The sequence below is a fragment of the Bradyrhizobium sp. genome (assembly GCF_027307225.1).
Lineage (GTDB): Bacteria > Pseudomonadota > Alphaproteobacteria > Rhizobiales > Xanthobacteraceae > Bradyrhizobium.
In genome coordinates this window covers 1-17,128 of record NZ_DAHUXJ010000114.1, presented here as the reverse complement: position 1 = coordinate 17,128, position 17,128 = coordinate 1, and the positions used below count along the sequence as shown (strand labels likewise).

Sequence of the window (17,128 nt, the reverse complement as noted above, 5' to 3'; positions counted from 1 at the left end):
GGCTTTGAATTTGAAGTTCCTATAACGAACTCACGGCGAAACTGATAGGAACTTCAAATTCGCCGCGCTAGTTCGGGACCGTCGTCGTCTTCGTCGACGTTGCCGCCGGCCCACCGGCGTTGACCGTAATCCCGCGCAACTGATTGTAGGCGGCGGCCAGAGCCTTGTCGTCCTTCTCGTTCGGCGGCACGTAGGACTGCGAGCCCGTCTGCTCCGCCCCTTCTGCGGAGAGATGCCCGCGCATCGAGGCCTCGCCCTTCATCTCGGCGCGTCCCTTCAACTCGTCGGGAACGTCCTGCAGGATTTCGATATCGGGCAGGATACCCTGGGCCTGGATCGAGTGTCCCGACGGCGTGAAATACCGCGCCGTCGTCAATGCCAGCGCGCCGTGATCTCCACCCAACGGGATGATGGTTTGCACAGACCCCTTGCCGAACGACCGGGTGCCGATCAGGGTCGCGCGCTTGTGGTCGTGCAAGGCGCCCGCGACGATTTCGGAAGCAGATGCTGAACCGCCGTTGATCAACACGACGAGCGGCTTGCCCTTGGTGAGATCGCCTCCATGGGCCGAGAAGCGCTGCGTCTCCTCGGGCCGGCGTCCCCGGGTCGAGACCACTTCGCCGCGCGCCATGAACGCGCTTGAGACGGACACCGCCTGATCCAGCAATCCACCGGGGTTGTTGCGGAGGTCGAGGACGTAGCCTGCCAGACCCTGCGGGATCTGCTTCTGGATATCGGCAATCGCCTTCTTCAGCTCATCGCCGGTCTGCTCGCTGAACGAGCTGATCCGGATGTAGCCGATGTCGCCGCCGTTGGTGCGATAGCTGACCGGCTTCACCTGAATGATCTGACGCGTGAGCGTGACGTAGATGGGGCTGTCATTGCCCTTGCGCAGGATGGTCAGCTTGGTCTTGGTGTCGACCGGGCCTTTCATCTTGTTGACGGCCTGCTCGAGCGTGAGCCCCTGCACGTTCTCGTCGTCGATCTGCGAAATAAAATCGCCGGACAGGATCCCGGCCTTCGATGCCGGGGTGTCGTCCATCGGCGTGACGACCTTGACGAGGCCATCTTCCATGGTGACCTCGATGCCGAGACCGCCGAACTCGCCTTTCGTCGTGTCCTGCATCTCATGCCAGGCGCTCTCGTTCATGTACCTGGAATGCGGATCGAGCGAGGAAATCATGCCGTTGATCGCGCCCTCGACCAGGTGTGCGTCATCCGGCTTTTCGACATAATCGCTCCTGACCCGCTCGAACACTTCGCCGAACAGATTGAGCTGCGAATAGATCTCGTTGTTCTCCACCTTCGCCTTGGCTGCTGCCATCCAATGCTGGCCGAGCGGCCCGCCAACGGCCAGGGTCAGGCAGACGCCCGTAACGGTGCCGAGGAGAAACAGATAGTTCTTTCGCATTTGGCGAGCCTTTTGGTTGGTACCGCCGGTCCGTCGGGGCCGGCTGACGACCTTCATGGGGTTATCCGGTCAGACCGGTCCTATGCGGCACTTGTCCGGCATCATTGAGGCCGCTTTGAGAGCATCGCTGGCCCGAAAAGCCGGCCCTAGAGCTCCGATTCCGAAGTTCGCAAACCATCGCGGTGACCTCTGATACGAACTTCGGAATCAAAGGAGCTCTAGCAACTTATTGTTTCTAGTGCGGCTTTTAATTTGAAGTTCCTATGACGAACTTGCCGCAATCCTGATAGGAACTTCAAATTCGCCGCACTAGGCCGAATGCCGCATCAGCAACATATCCGGCCACAACGGTGCACAACTATAGGCGTTCCGCGGACCGCAAAGAACCGAAAATCCCTTTCCTGTCCAATTTGTAATTAGAAACAGCAAGCGGGGGTGCCGGTGCCCTCAATGCCTATGGCTGTTTGGCATCCATCAGCACGAACAGGATCCGGCAGGTCTCAGTTCCGTGATTGACCCATGCATGATTGGTGGCCTGCTGGACGACCGTATCGCCCGGCTTCAGATGGACGACGCTGTCGTCCAGCATCATGTCGATCTCGCCCGAAAGCACCACGGCGTAATCGACGCTGCGGGTTCGATGCATCAGCGGATGGGTCACAGGACGGCCCCTCACAGGCGCCGCCGAGCCAACCGCTTTCATTAGCGCCCCGGGTTCCATCTTGGCTTCAGTGGCGTGATCGAGCGGCGGAAACTCTACCACGCGGAATTTGGTACCATTGTCGAGCGGCGAGATGCCGACCGGCGTGGCCGCTGTATCGTCCTTGAACGAGAAACCGAGCGGATAGGAATTGGTGACCCACAGGTTGGTCGCGTGCAGGCCCAACGGACCAGCCGGCAGCGTCATCCGGCTATCGAACATCACGACCGATTTGTTATCGGCGTCGAGGCCGGTGACGACGCGGCGGATGTCGGAAGCGTGAGCGGCCGACCCCAGCAGAGCGGCGACGGCAAGTATCCGGATCGAACGAAACATCATTGAACTCCCTCCCGGCGGTAACGGCTGATCTTTGTCAGTACACTCGCCGGGAGAGAGGATGGCAGCGGCGGCCCGAGCCGGTCAATCGAGTCCTAGTGTGGCGACTCTGACGTTCCTTTCAGTGTCGCTGCGAGTTCTTCGAAGGAACGTCAGAGTCAAAGCCACACTAGAATCATATGGTTGCTAGTGTCCCTTTGGTTCTGACATTCGTAAAATTGCCCGCCGCGATATGATACGAATGTCAGAACCGGGACACTAGCGGCCGTAGGTGGCGGTCAACTTCGCTTTCGCCAGCGTATGGAAATGCAGATCGAACCCGACCAGCGCTGCGGAAGCCATGTCGTTCTTCGCATCGGGCAGCTTGTCGACGTCGACCGCGAATACCGTGATCTGGTAATGATGCGGCTTGTCGCCGGTGGGCGGACATGGACCGCCGTAGCCGTCGGCACCGAAATCGGTGCGGCTCTGGATGGCGTCCTTGGGCATCCCCTTTGATTTCACATCCCCTGCCCCCTTGGGCAGCGAGGTAACGTTGGCCGGAATATTGAAAACGACCCAATGCCACCAACCGCTGCCGGTCGGGGCATCCGGATCGTAAATGCTGACGGCAAAGCTCTTGGTGCCGCTGGGTGCTCCGCTCCAGGTCAGACTCGGCGAAACGTTGTTGCCGGTGCAGCCAAATCCCTTGAAAACCTGATCGTTGGCAATCGTGCCGCCCTCTTTGACCTCCGCACTGGTAAGGCTCATGCTTTGGGCATTCGCCGCTGTCACGCCACACGCGGACAGCGCCAAGGCCGCAATGGCGGCCATCGTCTTTTTCATGGCAGTTTCTCCCCGTTTTGATGCACGTTAAACGCGAGCAAGCCTTAGCAATTTGCGAGGCGACAGGGAAGAACCGGCGAGGCGCCTGCGCGCTTACCCGGCATTATCCAATGGGCTATGAATAGCCTGAGGCGAAGGGTTGTTCGAGGCCACGCCGTCGGAAATACAAGGAGAAGAAAATGAACGAAGCGACCCGTATCCCGACAAGCAGCGAACTTGGCGCCAGCGCCGAGCCATTCCAGAACCTGCATGAGTTCGTGAACAAGGCGCGCGCCAACCTCAACCAGAACGCCTGGGACTACATCATCGGCGCCACGGAGACGGAAACCACGATGCGGCGCAACCGCATGGCGCTAGATGAGATGGCGTTCCGGCCACGCGTGCTCCGCAACGTCGCCCGCATCGATGCCTCGACCGAGGTGTTCGGCCGTAAGTTGCGCCTGCCGGTCATGATGGCCCCGGTCGGCGCACTCGAGATTTTCGATCCCGTCAACGCCGGCGCCAGCGTCACCCGCGGCGTGGGCCGGTTTGGCGCGGCCCATATGTTGAGCTCCGTGACGGAACCCGGACTTGAAAAGGTCGCCGAGGCCGCGCCTGATGCGCTGCGTATCTATCAGCTCTATGTCCGTGGCGATGACGCCTTTGTCGAAGACCGCGTCAGCCGTGCGATCGCCTCGGGCTACACGGCGTTCTGCCTGACCGTCGACACTGCCCATTACAGCCGGCGCGAGCGCGATATCGCCAAGCGTTATGTTCGTGAAAGCCGCCTGCGCGCCACCGGTGGCGACTTCCAGAAGGGATTGGAGTGGCGCACCGTCAAGCTGATCAAGGACAAGTACAAGATCCCGCTGATCATCAAGGGAATCGCTACCGCCGAGGATGCGGCGGTGGCGCTCGATCACGGCGTGGATTGGATTTACGTCTCCAATCACGGTGGTCGTCAGCTCGACCACGGCCGCGGCTCGATGCACGTGCTGCCGGAGATCGTCAGCGCCGTCAAAGGCCGCGCGAAAATCATGGTGGACGGCTCGTTCTGCCGCGGCACCGATATCGTCAAGGCGATCATCATGGGCGCCGACCTCGTCGGCATCGGCCGGCTGCAATGCTGGGCGCTCGCGGCCGCGGGCGAAAGTGGCATCGTGCGAATGCTGGAACTGCTGGAAGACGAGGTGGTGCGATGCCTCGGCCTGCTCGGTGTCACCAAATTCGCCGAGCTCGACAAATCCTATTTGCAGGCGGCGGCGCCAACCAACCTGCCAAGCGTCTTCAGCGCCTTCCCGCTTCTCGACATCGAGCCGTATCGGTATTGATGACGCCTGTAACGGACGCCGCGGTACACCGCGCCGTCTCAGCTCCGATGGGCTCGAAGTACCCCCGATGAACCATCCACCCCTTGCGCCCGGCGCCGCCGACGCCTTGCTGTTCGACCTCGGCCGCGTGGTGCTCGATCTTGATTTCAATCGGACGCTTCACGTGTGGGCTCGACACGCGGCTTGCGAACCGGCGCAGCTGGCGAGCAGGTTCTTGCGCGACGAGTCCTACCACCGTCACGAAAGGGGTAAGATCAGCGATGAGGCCTACTTTGCTGGCCTGCGCTCATCTCTCGGCGTCGAGCTTTCCGATCAGCAATTCATCGAAGGTTGGAACGCGATCTTTATCGGTGAGATGCCGGACATCAGCCACCTCCTGACGCGGGCCGCCCGGCGCCTGCCGATCTACGCCTTCTCCAACACCAATGCCGCCCACGTCGCTTATTTCTCCAGTCAGTTTGCCGAGGTGCTTAAGCCTTTCCGCAAGGTCTTCCTGTCCTCCACCATCGGGCTTCGAAAGCCGGACGCGGAAGCTTATGATCATGTCGTGCACGCGATCGGGGTGCCTGCGGACCGGATCGTGTTCTTCGACGATCTCGCCGAAAATATCGAAGGCGCACGGGAATGCGGTTTGAAGGCCGTTCTTGTGACCTCACCCGGGGACGTGGCAAAAGCGCTTGACGCCCTCGGAATCTAGGAAATGGTCTTGGACGTGCCCGTCTCGGAAATGTTGCCTTCAGGAGTGTTGTCTTGGCACTGATGCCGGTAGCCGATGCGCTGGCCGCCGTCCTTTCGGGCGCGGATGGGCTGCCCGAGGAAATGGTCGCGCTGGATTTGGCCTATCGGCGGGTCCTGGCGCGCGACCTTGCCGCGCTCCGCACCCAGCCGCCCCAGGCAATGTCGGCCATGGATGGCTATGCGTTACGCGCCGCCGACGCAGCCCATGCCGGAGCCCGGCTGAAGGTAATCGGCGAGATTGCCGCGGGGCGGCCCTTCGATCGGGTGGTCGGCCCCCGCCAGGCCGTGCGCATCTTCACCGGCGGCGTGGTTCCGGATGGAGCCGATGCCGTGATTATTCAGGAAGACGCCGCCGCCGAGGGAGACGGCATTGTCGTCACCGAGGCCGCCGTCCCGGGACGCCATATCCGCCGCGCCGGCGTCGATTTCAACCAGGGCGACATCCTGCTGAAGGCGGGCGGCCAGCTCACCGACCGCGACCTCTCGCTGGCCGCCTCGATGAACCATCCCCGCCTGCCCGTCCATCGCCGGCCGAAGGTCGCCCTGCTCGCCACCGGCGACGAGCTGGTGATGCCGGGCGAGACCCCCGGCCCCGGCCAGATCGTCTATTCCAACGGCTACGCGCTGCGGGCGCTGGCCCGCGCCGAAGGCGCTGATGTCGTCGACCTCGGCATTGCCGCCGACACGCTTGCCGCCACCACGTCGGGCATTCGCCGTGCCCGCGACGCCGGCGCCGACATCCTGATCACGACGGGCGGCGCTTCGGTCGGCGACCATGACCTCGTCAAGCGCGCGCTCGATGCCGAGGACGTGGCGATGGCCTTCTGGCGGATCGCCATGCGGCCCGGCAAACCCCTGATGCACGGTCGGCTCGGCGAGATGCGAGTGCTCGGCCTGCCCGGCAATCCCGTGTCATCTTATGTGTGCGCGTTCCTGTTTCTCGTGCCGTTGATTCGCAAACTCTGCGGCCGAGTCACTGTCCACCACACGACTGAATCGGCCTTGCTCGCGGTTGACGTCGCAGCCAACGACCAGCGCCAGGATTACTTGCGCGCACGTCTTGCGGCGCGCGATGACGGTGCGCTGATCGCTACGCCGGTCCATCAGCAGGATAGCTCGCTGCTTGGGAATCTCGCTGCAGCACAGGCACTTGTCGTCCGGCCGCCATTTGCGCCGGCAGCCAGAGCGGGCTCCTCTTGCGACATCCTACGACTGCCCGCCGACTGAGTAGCTGCGTTCGGCGCCCGCGCTTTCATTGACGAAAAATTAAGTGGTTGCGGAACACATATGGAACAGATAGTGTTCGTTCATGATTTGTTTCTGGACTTTGACGACGGTAGCCGAAATCGGACGCTCAGCTAGCGGTCTCAAAGTCAGACGTCTTCCGAACTGAATGAAAGCAACCTGGGGACTGGTCGAGATGCTGACACGCAAACAATACGAACTCCTGCGGTTCATCAGCGAACGGCTGAAGGAGTCGGGCGTGCCGCCCTCCTTCGACGAGATGAAGGACGCGCTGGACTTGCGGTCGAAGTCGGGCATCCATCGCCTGATCACCGCCCTCGAGGAGCGTGGCTTCATTCGCCGCCTGCCCAACCGCGCCCGCGCCATCGAAGTCATCAAGCTGCCCGAACTTGCCAGCGCAGGCGGCAACGGCCGACGAGGTTTTACGCCGAGCGTCATCGAAGGAACGCTTGGAAAGGTTCGCAGCAGCAGCATCGCGGCGCCGGATGACGGCGAGCGTCCCGTCGCCGTGCCGGTGATGGGCCGCATCGCCGCCGGTACGCCGATCGAAGCGCTGCAGACCCGCAGCCACACCATCAGCGTCCCGCCGGACATGCTGGGATCGGGCGAGCACTACGCTCTCGAAGTGCGCGGAGATTCCATGGTGGAAGCCGGAATCCTCGACGGCGACATGGCGTTGATCCAGCGCAACGAGACTGCGGACACCGGCGACATCGTCGTTGCCCTGATCGACGACGAGGAAGCGACGCTCAAGCGTTTCCGCCGCCGTGGCGCTTCCATCGCGCTCGAGCCTGCCAACACCGCCTACGAAGTTCGTATCCTGCCGCCGAACCGGGTCAAGATTCAGGGCAAACTGATCGGCCTGTACCGCAAGTACTGAGCCGCCACTCGGAAGCTCCTCCCTTCGCTCTCACGTATTGGCTTCGTCCTTGAGGAACAAAAAGGTTCCTCAAGACGTTTGCATTCGGCAAAACAAATTTGTGATGCAGCGGCTTGAATCAAGCCGCAGAATTGCCGCCAAGCGGCGAGAGATTCAGACGTTGATATTCACCTAGATGGAGGCCTATGCCTCTTTTCGATGGAGAGGCACGGCCGGCTATCTCGACTGAGGAGCCCTCCGATGTGTGACTATAGTCTGCACGCCGTTGCAACACGCCCTGCAAAAGCAGGCGAAACACTGATCAGCACGACTTTCCGCGGCACCTCCACGAAAGGCTTTGCGTCGGCGGCGGAGCCCGAAGTTGCGGTGTGCCTGTTGCCGGGAACCGAGCTCGCCTTCGCCGATAACGTCCGGTACGACAGCCGCTGGTTCTGGACACGGCGGTCGGCTTTCCGGGTCGGCAAGCTCGGCGAAATCGATCGCCACCTTCCTGATCGGCACCACGACACGATCGAATTTCCCGACGGCAGCCATGTGTTGGTGACCCTGCTCCGCGAAGGACAGCGGGCAACCGTGCTGCAATTGCCCGCAGTGCAGCAACGCGAGCGCGCAGCGCCCCGTCCGGTCGTCATCAATCCGCCACTGCCGAGGCCCATCACGACGGACTAGTGCTCCGATTCCGAAGTTCGTATCATATTGCGGCTCCACGTTTACGAACTTTGGAATCAAAGGAGCACTAGCAAATTGTATGATTCTAGTGCGGTTTAGAATTTGAAGTTCCTATGACGAGGTTTCCGCGAAATTGATAGGAACTTCAAATTCACCGCACTAGGCAACGGCTTGGTCGAGTCGAGTGTGTAAAGCATCATGAATTCCTGGAACGATCCGCGCGCCAGGGAACTGAACCGCTTGCAGTTGGCGCTGGCGACCTTTGCGCTGCAGCTCGATGCCTTTGAGCTGCAGACGGTCGGCTTGCTGCGCTCGATCAGCCGCTCCAGAGATGAAGGGTACGGCCGTGAGCTCGGGGAGGGAGGCAAAATTGCCCGTCAATAAGGTCAACTGGCAACAGGTCGGACACGTCGGCGAACCCGGCCGCTACCTGTTTCGTTTCGGCTGGCTGACGATTACGCCGGACGATCTGGCCATCTGGACGCAGTTTCCCACCGCATCCTTCACTCTGGTCCAGACATCATCGCCGCCGCTAGCGGTCGAGAGTGACGAGGCGATCGTCGAAACCGATGAATTTCATCTCGGCGCCTTCGAATTGCCTGTCGCATCGGGTCCGACCTCCCCAGACATTCAGAACCAAGACATTCAAAATATTCATCGGCCGGATGAACTCGCGGCAGTTCAGTCTCCCGCCTGAAGATCGGACTCCGCTGGCGTCGCGTCGGCCGGCCGCGCCGATTTGGTCGCTGCAGCGAGCAGAGCCGCGTTGCCTTCGAAATCGCCCGATGATGGCGACCAGGGCCGGTTCGTGCCTCTCGGCTGGACGGCATCGACGGTGAACCCGTGCGGCGTCCAGCGCAGCATCATCGCGCCCTGCGCGCGCAACCGCTTCACGTCGATCACCGTCGCGCCGCAGCCCGGCGGAACGGACGTGGCGGTTACGATCAGTGCCGCTCGTGCGCAATCATCGGCCATCCCCTCAGGCTTCAATGACCGCGCGACCAGACGGCCGTCCGCCATCGGCACCACGCAGCCTTCCGCGTCGCAGGACACGCCGTCGCCAAGCGAAGTGGCACCGGGGTTCCGGTCGTCGGCGTCGGCGGCCAGCCACTCCTTGATGAGGAACGCATCCTTGCCGGTCTTCATCAGATGCAACCGGCCGTCGTGTCCGCGGACGGCGACGTTGTGACCGTCACCGGAAACCAGAATGTCCGGCTGCGGTAGCATGAGCGCCCAGATCACCGAGGCCACCAGCAGGACGACGCCGGACCACCTGAGCGGCGTACGCAACAATCCCAACAACACGATCCCGACGCTCGAGACGATCAACGGACCGACACCGAAGGCGGTGATCCGGCCGATGGCGCCGGGAAGCGCCGCCACCCACTCCGTCACGACAATCATCCAGTCGATGCCGACGCCCATCAGCCACCAGAAGAATCCGTCGAAGCCGAACGGCATCGCGACGAGACCCAGCATGCCCGCCGGCATCACGACCGCCGAGACAACCGGCATGGCCGCCAGATTGGCCAGCACGCCATACGGTGTCACGCGGTGGAAGTGGAAGGCGGCGTAGGGCGTGGTCGCAAGTCCGGCGACGAACGAAGCCAGCGTCAGCGTGACAAGCTCGCGCCCGCCCCACAGCGCCACTTTGGCTGCGGCCGAGTTCTCCGGCGTCGCGAACAGGCGCGGCATCCCGATCTGCACCAGCGCCACAAGGCCAAGCGTTGCGGCAAACGACATCTGGAAGCTCGGATGCACCAGCGCCTCCGGCGCCAGAACCAGCACGACGATGGCCGCCAACGCGAGTGTGCGGAAGGTGATGGCGCGCCGGTCGACTATCACGGCGAGCAGCACCACTGCCGTCATATAGTAAGACCGTTGGGTGGCGACCTCCGCTCCCGAAAGCAGCAGATAGAATGTGGCGGCGGCGAGTGCCGCGGCCGCGGCCCATTTCTTGATCGGAAATGAAACCGTCAGTGCCGGGCTCAGCGCCAGCAGCGCGCGGATGACGAAGAAAACGACGCCGGCCACGACCGCCATGTGATAGCCGGAGATTGAAAGCACATGGCCGAGACCGGAGATGAACATGGCATCGTTGACCGGTGTCGTGATGGCATCGCGCCGGCCGGTCAGAAGAGCGGTGGCGATGGCGCGCTTGTCGCCATCCAGCGTGGTGCGGATCCTCGCGTCGATGGCATCCCGCAGGTCCTGCATGAAGGCGTCGTAACGCAGCCACAGGCCGCCCGCGACTGGCGGCTCGCTGGCCTTGATGCTGCCGGTCACGAAGCCGGAGGCGCCGATGCCCTGAAAGAACAGGTCGCGGCTGAAGTTGTAGCTGCCAGGCCGCAGCGGAGCGAGCGGCGGCTGCAGCCGCGCCTTCATCTCGACGAAACTGCCAACCGCCGGCAGCATACCCTTGCGCACCGACAACCGAACCCGATCGAGCTTTGCGGGCAAATGCGGGCCATCCATCTGCGTAACCCGCAGCACGAAGCGGTCGGTGCGTTCGCGGACATCCCGCGCCTCGACAAAGCCGGAGAGCGACACCGAATAGGCCGGCCGCCTGAGCACCTCATGGGCGACATAGGCGGTCCTTGCCGTTGCGGTGGCAAAGCCTGCGGCCACGCTCGCGATCATTACCGCAAGCGGAAAGAACTTGTGCCGCCGGAGCAGAAACGCCGCGCCGCCAAGTCCGGCGGCCGCGACCACGGCGACAGGAAGCACCGGCTCGTGAGCGGCGGCGAAATAGAAGGCAATGCCGGTTCCGAAAGCCACGGGGACCCACGGCAGGAGCCGTCCGGCGTCGGCTTCCGCGCGCACCCATTCCCGCAGCTTGTCGAATATCCCCGGCCAGATGCCGGACCCGGCAGCAAGGCCGCCCGTCTGCACCCCGCCACGCGGGGGCCAGGTATCGGCTATGCCCCGTACTCGGCCGGGCGTCCTGCCCCGCTCCGCCATTCGGCCCACCCTGCACTACATCAGCGTGGATTTAGACATTCGCTTCAGTCTTGCCGCGAGTTCTTCAAGCCAATGTCAAATCCAAAACCACACTAGAATCCATCATTTACTAGCGTCTCTTTGGTTCTGACATTCGTAAACAAAGCGGCCGCGACGGGTTACGAATGTCAGAACCGAGACGCCAACGATGCTACCCAAGGCGGTGGTCTTGCAAAAGGGAACGGATACGGAATTCGCTGGAAAGCCGCGGGTGGATACCGACAGCAGCCTGCCCGCGCGGCGTGATGCCCGCCCCGCGCTCGCGCGCATCGTTTGCGTCTCGGTGAGCAGCCAGATGCCGGGAATCGCGAGAAAGCCGTAATTGTTGTCGAGACCGCGCCTACCGCGGAGGGGCGAGATTCGTGACAGGCGCCGAGCTGAAGCAACTTCGTCAAGATCTTGGTGAGGCGATTGGCAGGCCGCTGACGGCCGCCGACATGGCCAAGCTATGCGGGCTGGAGCCGAAGGAAGGCGCCGATACGATCCGCCGCTGGGAGATAACTGGTCCAAGTGGCCCCGCCGACAAGCTCCTGACGATCCTCGCCATGGCCAGCGATCGCCATCCCATTCTCGAAAACTTCAATATCTTCGATCGCTGGGATGTCGACGAGAAGGAACGGCCCGCCCGGCGCGCGGCCTTTCGGGAAAAGATGCGCAATGAGATCCGCGAGCGGCTTGAGTAGCGTCGCGTGTTCAACGTTTGCTGCCATGAGCGTTGCATCGAAACACCGCCGGCTTATCCACAACGCATCACCCCAGTGACCCGCCTGAACGACCTATTTGATTGCGTCGCATGCGGCGCAGCGCAACACTTCCGCAAGCTCAGTTGTTGCGGGGGGTAGCGATGAGTGGCGCGGACACAGCGTATAATTTCGATCGTTATCGTCAATTGCTGGCGGAAGCGGACGACGAGCCGAAGCGGCTTGCCTTCATCAGTCTCCTGATCGAGGAGAAAGCCAAGGATCGTCTGGCCCGCCACATTGTCGGGACCTGGCTTACCGGGTTGGACAAGAGGCCCCCGCAAGGCAACCAGCGCTAACCTTTGCCTACTTCTTTCGCGAAGGCGTCGCGCAATCCGATGGTGCGATTGAACACCAGGCGGTCGGCGGTCGAATCCTTGTCGCGTACGAAATAACCCTGGCGTTCGAACTGCATGACATCGAGCGAATGAGACGCGGCCACGTCAGCTTCGACCCTCGCGTCCATCAGGATCTCCAACGACTGCGGATTGAGGTCGGCCGTGAAGTTCACCGCGTCGGGACCGGGATTGGCGAACAGTGGATTGTAGAGACGGATTTCCGCTGGCTTCGAATGCGACGCCGAAAGCCAGTGCATGGTCGCCTTGACCTTGCGGCCGTCGGGCGCGTTGCCGCCGCGTGTCGCAGGATCATAGGTGCAGCGTAACTCCACGACCTCGCCCGCAGCGTTCTTCACCACCTCGCGGCAGGTGATGAAATAGGCGTAACGCAGCCGCACTTCGTTGCCAGGCGACAAGCGGAAAAACTTCTTCGGCGGATTTTCCATGAAATCGTCGCGCTCGACGTAGAGCTCCCGTCCAAACGCGACGCGGCGCGTGCCAGCGGCGGGGTCGTCGGGATGGTTGACCGCCTCGATCTCCTCGACTTTCCCTTCCGGATAATTCTCGATCACGACCTTGAGCGGCCGCAACACCGCCATCCGCCGTTGCGCGGTCTGGTTCAAAACCTCTCGGATGCAGAACTCGAGCATTCCCACATCGACGACGCTGTTGGCTTTCGCCACACCGATCCGCTTGATGAATTCGCGCACGGCCGCCGGCGGAACGCCGCGCCGCCTTAGCCCGGCAATCGTCGGCATGCGCGGATCGTCCCAGCCTGCCACGTGGCCGCCGCGCACGAGCTCGGTCAACACGCGCTTGGAAAGCAGCGTATAAGTCAGGTTGAGGCGCGCAAATTCGTACTGATGCGGCTTCGAGGGGACTGGCAATTTATCGAGCAGCCAGTCGTAGAGCGGCCGGTGGTCCTCAAATTCCAGCGTGCAGATCGAATGCGTAATGCCCTCGATCGCGTCCGACTGGCCATGAGCAAAGTCGTAGCTCGGATAGATCGACCATTTCTCCCCGGTACGGGGATGATGAGCGTGCAGAATTCGATACAGCACGGGGTCGCGCAGGTTGATGTTGCCCGAGGCCATGTCGATCCTGGCACGCAGCACGCGTGCCCCGTTTGGAAATTCAGCCGCCTTCATGCGACGGAACAGACCGAGATTTTCCTCGACCGAACGGTCACGGAACGGGCTGTTTTTCCCTGGCTCGGTCAGCGTCCCGCGCGCCAGGCGGATCTCTTCCTGCGACTGGTCGTCGACATAGGCGAGGCCGGCACGGATCAGACCTTCCGCCCATTCGTAGAGTTGTTCGAAATAGTCGGAGGCAAAAAAGAGGTTTTTCCCCCAGTCGTAGCCGAGCCATCTAACGTCGGCCTGAATGGAGTCGATGAACTCCTGCTCTTCCCTGGTCGGATTGGTGTCGTCGAACCGCAGATGGCAGCGCCCACCGAATTCCTGCGCGATCCCGAAGTTAAGGCCGATCGACTTGGCATGGCCGATATGCAGATAGCCGTTCGGTTCCGGCGGAAACCGCGTCACGATCGCACGATGCTTTTTGGCGTCGAGGTCGGCCTGGACGATGTCGCGGATGAAATCGCGGCCAGCCTCTGCCGTCGTCGGTTCTGCGGTCATTTTAGCTTCCTGTTCCGAAATCAAGGGTCTATCTGCCAAATCCGTTAGTGTGGTGATTTGACATTCGCTTCAATATCGCCGCGAGTTCGTATAGCGAATGTCAAATCCAAAGCCACACTACAAACCTATTATTTGCTGGCCCTTTGTTTTTGACATTCGTAAATGAGCCCTCCGCGACAGGGTACGAATGTCAAAAACGGGCCACCAGTCCCAAGGAAGCTTTAGTTATATGGGGTTCCTGCTATACACCCGCAGCCTTCCCTTTCCCCGTTCACGTCAATGACCGCACCCGTCGTCACGCGCTTTGCCCCCTCGCCGACCGGCTTCCTCCATATCGGGGGAGCCCGCACCGCCCTGTTCAACTGGCTTTTTGCCCACAAGCACGGCGGCAAGATGCTGCTTCGGATCGAGGACACCGACCGGGAGCGGTCGACCGATGCCGCGATTGCCGCCATTCTGGATGGCCTCAAGTGGCTCGAGCTCGGTTGGGACGGCGAGGTCATCTACCAGTTCAGCCGAGCGGCCCGCCATCGGGAGGTGGCCGAAAGCCTGCTGGCCGCCGGCAAGGCCTACCGCTGTTACGCCACGCCGGAGGAATTGGCTGTGATGCGCGAGAAGGCGCGCGCCGAGGGCCGCACCCGCCTTTACGATGGTCTGTGGCGCGATCGCGATCCGTCCAAAGCCCCTGCCGGAATGAAGCCGACGGTCCGCCTGCGGGCGCCTCTCACGGGCGAAACCGTGATCGAGGATCAGGTGCAGGGCCGCGTCGTCTGGCAAAATGAAAACCTCGACGATCTGGTCCTGCTGCGCGGCGACGGAACCCCGACCTACATGCTGGCCGTGGTGGTCGACGATCACGACATGGGCGTCACCCACATCATCCGCGGCGACGACCATCTGATCAACGCGGCGCGCCAGAAACAGATCTACGACGGGCTCGGCTGGGACATTCCCAGCATGTCGCATATTCCCCTGATCCACGGGCCGGACGGCTCAAAGCTGTCGAAGCGTCACGGCGCGCTCGGCGTTGACGCTTACCGCGCCATGGGATACTTGCCCGCTGCTCTGCGGAATTATCTCGTACGGCTCGGATGGAGCCATGGCGACCAGGAGATCTTCTCGACGGAGGAAATGATCGCCGCGTTCGATCTCTCCGGTATCGGCAAATCGGCCGCCCGTTTCGATTTCGCCAAGCTCGAAAATCTCGACGGTCATTATATCCGGCACACGGACGATCACTCCCTCGTGAAGATGTTCGAAAGTGCGCTCCCCTACGTACCCAACGGCGCTGAGGTTACCGCCAAACTCAACGACGAGACCCGCGGCCAGTTGTTGCAGGCGATGCCCAGCCTGAAAGAACGCGCCAAGACGCTGATTGAGCTGATCGACAGCGCTTATTACATCTTCGCTGACCGGCCGCTCGGGATCGACGCCAAGGCCGCCGCCTTGCTGACGCCGGAAAACCGGCTGCTGATCGGGCGGCTTCGTGTTGCGCTCTGGGAAGTCAAAAACTGGACCGCCGTGGAGACGGAAACCGCGATGCGTGCGTTTGCCGACCAGAATAGCCTCAAGTTCGGAGCCGTGGCCCAGCCGTTGCGCGCGGCGTTGACCGGACGCTCCACTTCGCCTGGCATATTCGATGTGCTGGCGGTCCTGGGCCGGGAGGAAAGCCTGGCCCGGCTCGACGATCAGGGCCCGGACTGAAGCTGCCAGTGGAGTGGATCTGACATTCGCTACCCATCTGGCCGCGAATTCGCAAGGCGAATGTCAAATCCTAAACTCCACTAGAAACATATATTTGCTAGTGGTCCCTTGATTCTAACATTCGCAAAAGTGGCCGCTGAGAAGGGATGCGAATGTTAGAATCGGACCACCAGGCGCCACCTTGCAGCGCACACAGCAATAAGCTACCCATTTAAACGCTTCAATTAAAACGTCCCGTTCGCCTGCCGACCGTTTCGGAAACGGTACAAAAAGCGGGGCTCTCACAACGATCGCATCGGGGACCTCACGATGGCCGCATCCCAAGGCAAGACCGCAACGTTAACGGTAGGCAACAAGACCTTCGATCTCCCCATCTCGAGCGGCAGCATTGGTCCCGATGTCATCGACATCGGCAAGCTCTACGCCCAGTCCGGGATGTTCACCTACGATCCCGGTTTCACCTCGACGGCGAGTTGCGAGTCGAAAATCACTTATATCGACGGCGATGCGGGCGTTCTGGAATATCGCGGCTATCCGATCGAACAGCTCGCCGAACACGGCGACTTCCTCGAAACCTGCTACCTGCTGCTTTACGGCGAACTTCCGACCCCGGCCCAGAAGCACGACTTCGACCAGCGCGTGATCCATCACACGATGGTCCACGAACAGATGGCTCGCTTCTTCCAGGGTTTCCGCCGCGACGCGCATCCCATGGCGGTGATGGTGGCGTCGGTTGGCGCATTGGCCGCGTTCTATCACGACTCCACGGACATCAGCGATCCGCAGCAGCGCATGATCGCCTCGATGCGCATGATCGCCAAGATTCCGACGCTTGCTGCGATGGCATTCAAATATAATCTCGGCCAACCTTTCATCTATCCGAAAAACTCGCTGAAATTCGCCGAGAACTTCCTTCGCATGTGTTTTGCAGTGCCGTGCGAAGAATACCAGATCAATCCGGTGCTTGCCGACGCCCTCGACAAGATCTTCATCCTCCACGCCGACCACGAGCAGAACGCCTCGACTTCGACGGTTCGTATCGCGGGCTCCTCGGGCGCGAATCCATTCGCCTGCATCGCGGCCGGCATTGCCTGCCTATGGGGACCGGCGCATGGCGGCGCCAACGAGGCGGCCCTGGCGATGCTGGCTAGCATCGGCTCGGTCGACAAGATTCCGGACTTCATCAAGAAGGTGAAGGACAAGAACAGCGAAGTCCGCCTGATGGGCTTCGGCCATCGCGTCTACAAGAACTACGATCCGCGCGCCAAGATCATGCAGAAGACCTGCTACGAGGTGCTCAACGAGCTCGGCATCAAGGATCCGCTGCTCGAAGTCGCGATGGAGCTGGAACAGATCGCGCTGCACGACGAATATTTCATCGAGAAAAAGCTTTACCCAAACGTCGATTTCTATTCCGGCATCACGCTACGCGCGATGGGCTTCCCCACCGCGATGTTCACCGTGCTGTTCGCGCTCGCGCGCACCGTCGGCTGGATCGCGCAGTGGAAAGAGATGATCGAGGACCCGCACCAGAAGCTCGGCCGTCCGCGCCAGCTCTATACCGGGTCGCCGCGGCGCGATTATCAGCCGATGTC

General features: G+C 61.6%; 17 protein-coding genes. 12 read left to right on the top strand and 5 right to left on the bottom strand.

The genetic code is table 11. The features are described from left to right. Positions 1–67 precede the first annotated feature (67 nt). The 3 genes from M6D32_RS19855 to M6D32_RS19845 form a co-directional block, all read right to left on the bottom strand. Positions 68–1,411: a S41 family peptidase gene (locus M6D32_RS19855; protein ID WP_298259361.1), complete on the bottom strand. Its 1,344-nt coding sequence runs from the start codon at positions 1,409–1,411 to the stop codon at positions 68–70. Between the two features lie 454 nt (positions 1,412–1,865). After that, a complete protein-coding gene (locus tag M6D32_RS19850) occupies positions 1,866–2,447 on the bottom strand; it encodes a cupin domain-containing protein (protein ID WP_298259359.1) in 582 nt (193 codons plus the stop codon). Between the two features lie 258 nt (positions 2,448–2,705). Next, the gene (locus tag M6D32_RS19845; protein ID WP_298259366.1) at positions 2,706–3,260 is read right to left on the bottom strand and encodes a YbhB/YbcL family Raf kinase inhibitor-like protein; all 555 of its coding nucleotides are present in this window, start codon (positions 3,258–3,260) and stop codon (positions 2,706–2,708) included. Between the two features lie 191 nt (positions 3,261–3,451). On the opposite strand from M6D32_RS19845, the gene M6D32_RS19840 reads away from it, so the two are divergent. The 7 genes from M6D32_RS19840 (at position 3,452) to M6D32_RS19810 (ending at position 8,811) form a co-directional block, all read left to right on the top strand. After that, positions 3,452–4,582: an alpha-hydroxy acid oxidase gene (locus M6D32_RS19840; protein ID WP_298259357.1), complete on the top strand. Its 1,131-nt coding sequence runs from the start codon at positions 3,452–3,454 to the stop codon at positions 4,580–4,582. A gap of 67 nt (positions 4,583–4,649) precedes the next feature. Next, the gene (locus tag M6D32_RS19835) at positions 4,650–5,279 is read left to right on the top strand and encodes an HAD-IA family hydrolase (RefSeq protein WP_298259355.1); all 630 of its coding nucleotides are present in this window, start codon (positions 4,650–4,652) and stop codon (positions 5,277–5,279) included. Between the two features lie 53 nt (positions 5,280–5,332). Further along, entirely contained in the window at positions 5,333–6,547 is a 1,215-nt protein-coding gene (gene glp, locus M6D32_RS19830; protein ID WP_298259353.1) for a gephyrin-like molybdotransferase Glp, read from the top strand. A 193-nt stretch (positions 6,548–6,740) separates the two neighbouring features. Beyond that, complete coding sequence (gene lexA, locus M6D32_RS19825) at positions 6,741–7,445, top strand: transcriptional repressor LexA (protein WP_298259363.1); 705 nt, start codon at positions 6,741–6,743, stop codon at positions 7,443–7,445. Between the two features lie 240 nt (positions 7,446–7,685). Further along, positions 7,686–8,114, top strand: coding sequence for a hypothetical protein (locus tag M6D32_RS19820; protein ID WP_298259351.1), 429 nt, complete (start codon positions 7,686–7,688; stop codon positions 8,112–8,114). Between the two features lie 198 nt (positions 8,115–8,312). Continuing rightward, entirely contained in the window at positions 8,313–8,498 is a 186-nt protein-coding gene (locus tag M6D32_RS19815; RefSeq protein ID WP_298259349.1) for a hypothetical protein, read from the top strand. Further along, on the top strand, positions 8,485–8,811 hold the full coding sequence (locus M6D32_RS19810) for a hypothetical protein (RefSeq protein ID WP_366145848.1): 327 nt from the start codon (positions 8,485–8,487) through the stop codon (positions 8,809–8,811). The genes M6D32_RS19815 and M6D32_RS19810 overlap by 14 nt, the downstream gene beginning before the upstream one ends. On the opposite strand, the gene M6D32_RS19805 is transcribed toward M6D32_RS19810, so the two are convergent. After that, complete coding sequence (locus M6D32_RS19805; RefSeq protein WP_298259345.1) at positions 8,796–11,075, bottom strand: ComEC/Rec2 family competence protein; 2,280 nt, start codon at positions 11,073–11,075, stop codon at positions 8,796–8,798. The genes M6D32_RS19810 and M6D32_RS19805 overlap by 16 nt on opposite strands. Before the next feature lie 187 nt (positions 11,076–11,262). Between M6D32_RS19805 and M6D32_RS19800 the strand changes: the two genes are divergently transcribed. The 3 genes from M6D32_RS19800 to M6D32_RS19790 all read left to right on the top strand — a co-directional run bounded on the left by M6D32_RS19800 (position 11,263) and on the right by M6D32_RS19790 (position 12,153). Further along, on the top strand, positions 11,263–11,436 hold the full coding sequence (locus M6D32_RS19800) for a hypothetical protein (RefSeq protein ID WP_298259343.1): 174 nt from the start codon (positions 11,263–11,265) through the stop codon (positions 11,434–11,436). Between the two features lie 40 nt (positions 11,437–11,476). Beyond that, positions 11,477–11,797, top strand: coding sequence for a hypothetical protein (locus M6D32_RS19795; protein WP_298259341.1), 321 nt, complete (start codon positions 11,477–11,479; stop codon positions 11,795–11,797). A gap of 161 nt (positions 11,798–11,958) precedes the next feature. Further along, the gene (locus M6D32_RS19790) at positions 11,959–12,153 is read left to right on the top strand and encodes a hypothetical protein (RefSeq protein ID WP_298259339.1); all 195 of its coding nucleotides are present in this window, start codon (positions 11,959–11,961) and stop codon (positions 12,151–12,153) included. Here M6D32_RS19790 and M6D32_RS19785 read toward each other — a convergent pair. Beyond that, positions 12,150–13,829, bottom strand: coding sequence for a glutamine--tRNA ligase/YqeY domain fusion protein (locus M6D32_RS19785; protein WP_298259337.1), 1,680 nt, complete (start codon positions 13,827–13,829; stop codon positions 12,150–12,152). The two genes, M6D32_RS19790 and M6D32_RS19785, sit on opposite strands and share 4 nt — an antisense overlap. A gap of 279 nt (positions 13,830–14,108) precedes the next feature. On the opposite strand from M6D32_RS19785, the gene gltX reads away from it, so the two are divergent. Continuing rightward, positions 14,109–15,533: a glutamate--tRNA ligase gene (gene gltX / locus M6D32_RS19780; RefSeq protein WP_298259335.1), complete on the top strand. Its 1,425-nt coding sequence runs from the start codon at positions 14,109–14,111 to the stop codon at positions 15,531–15,533. Positions 15,534–15,842: 309 nt separating this feature from the next. Next, the coding region (gltA, locus tag M6D32_RS19775; RefSeq protein WP_298259333.1) for a citrate synthase at positions 15,843–17,128 on the top strand (1,286 nt) is incomplete at its 3' end.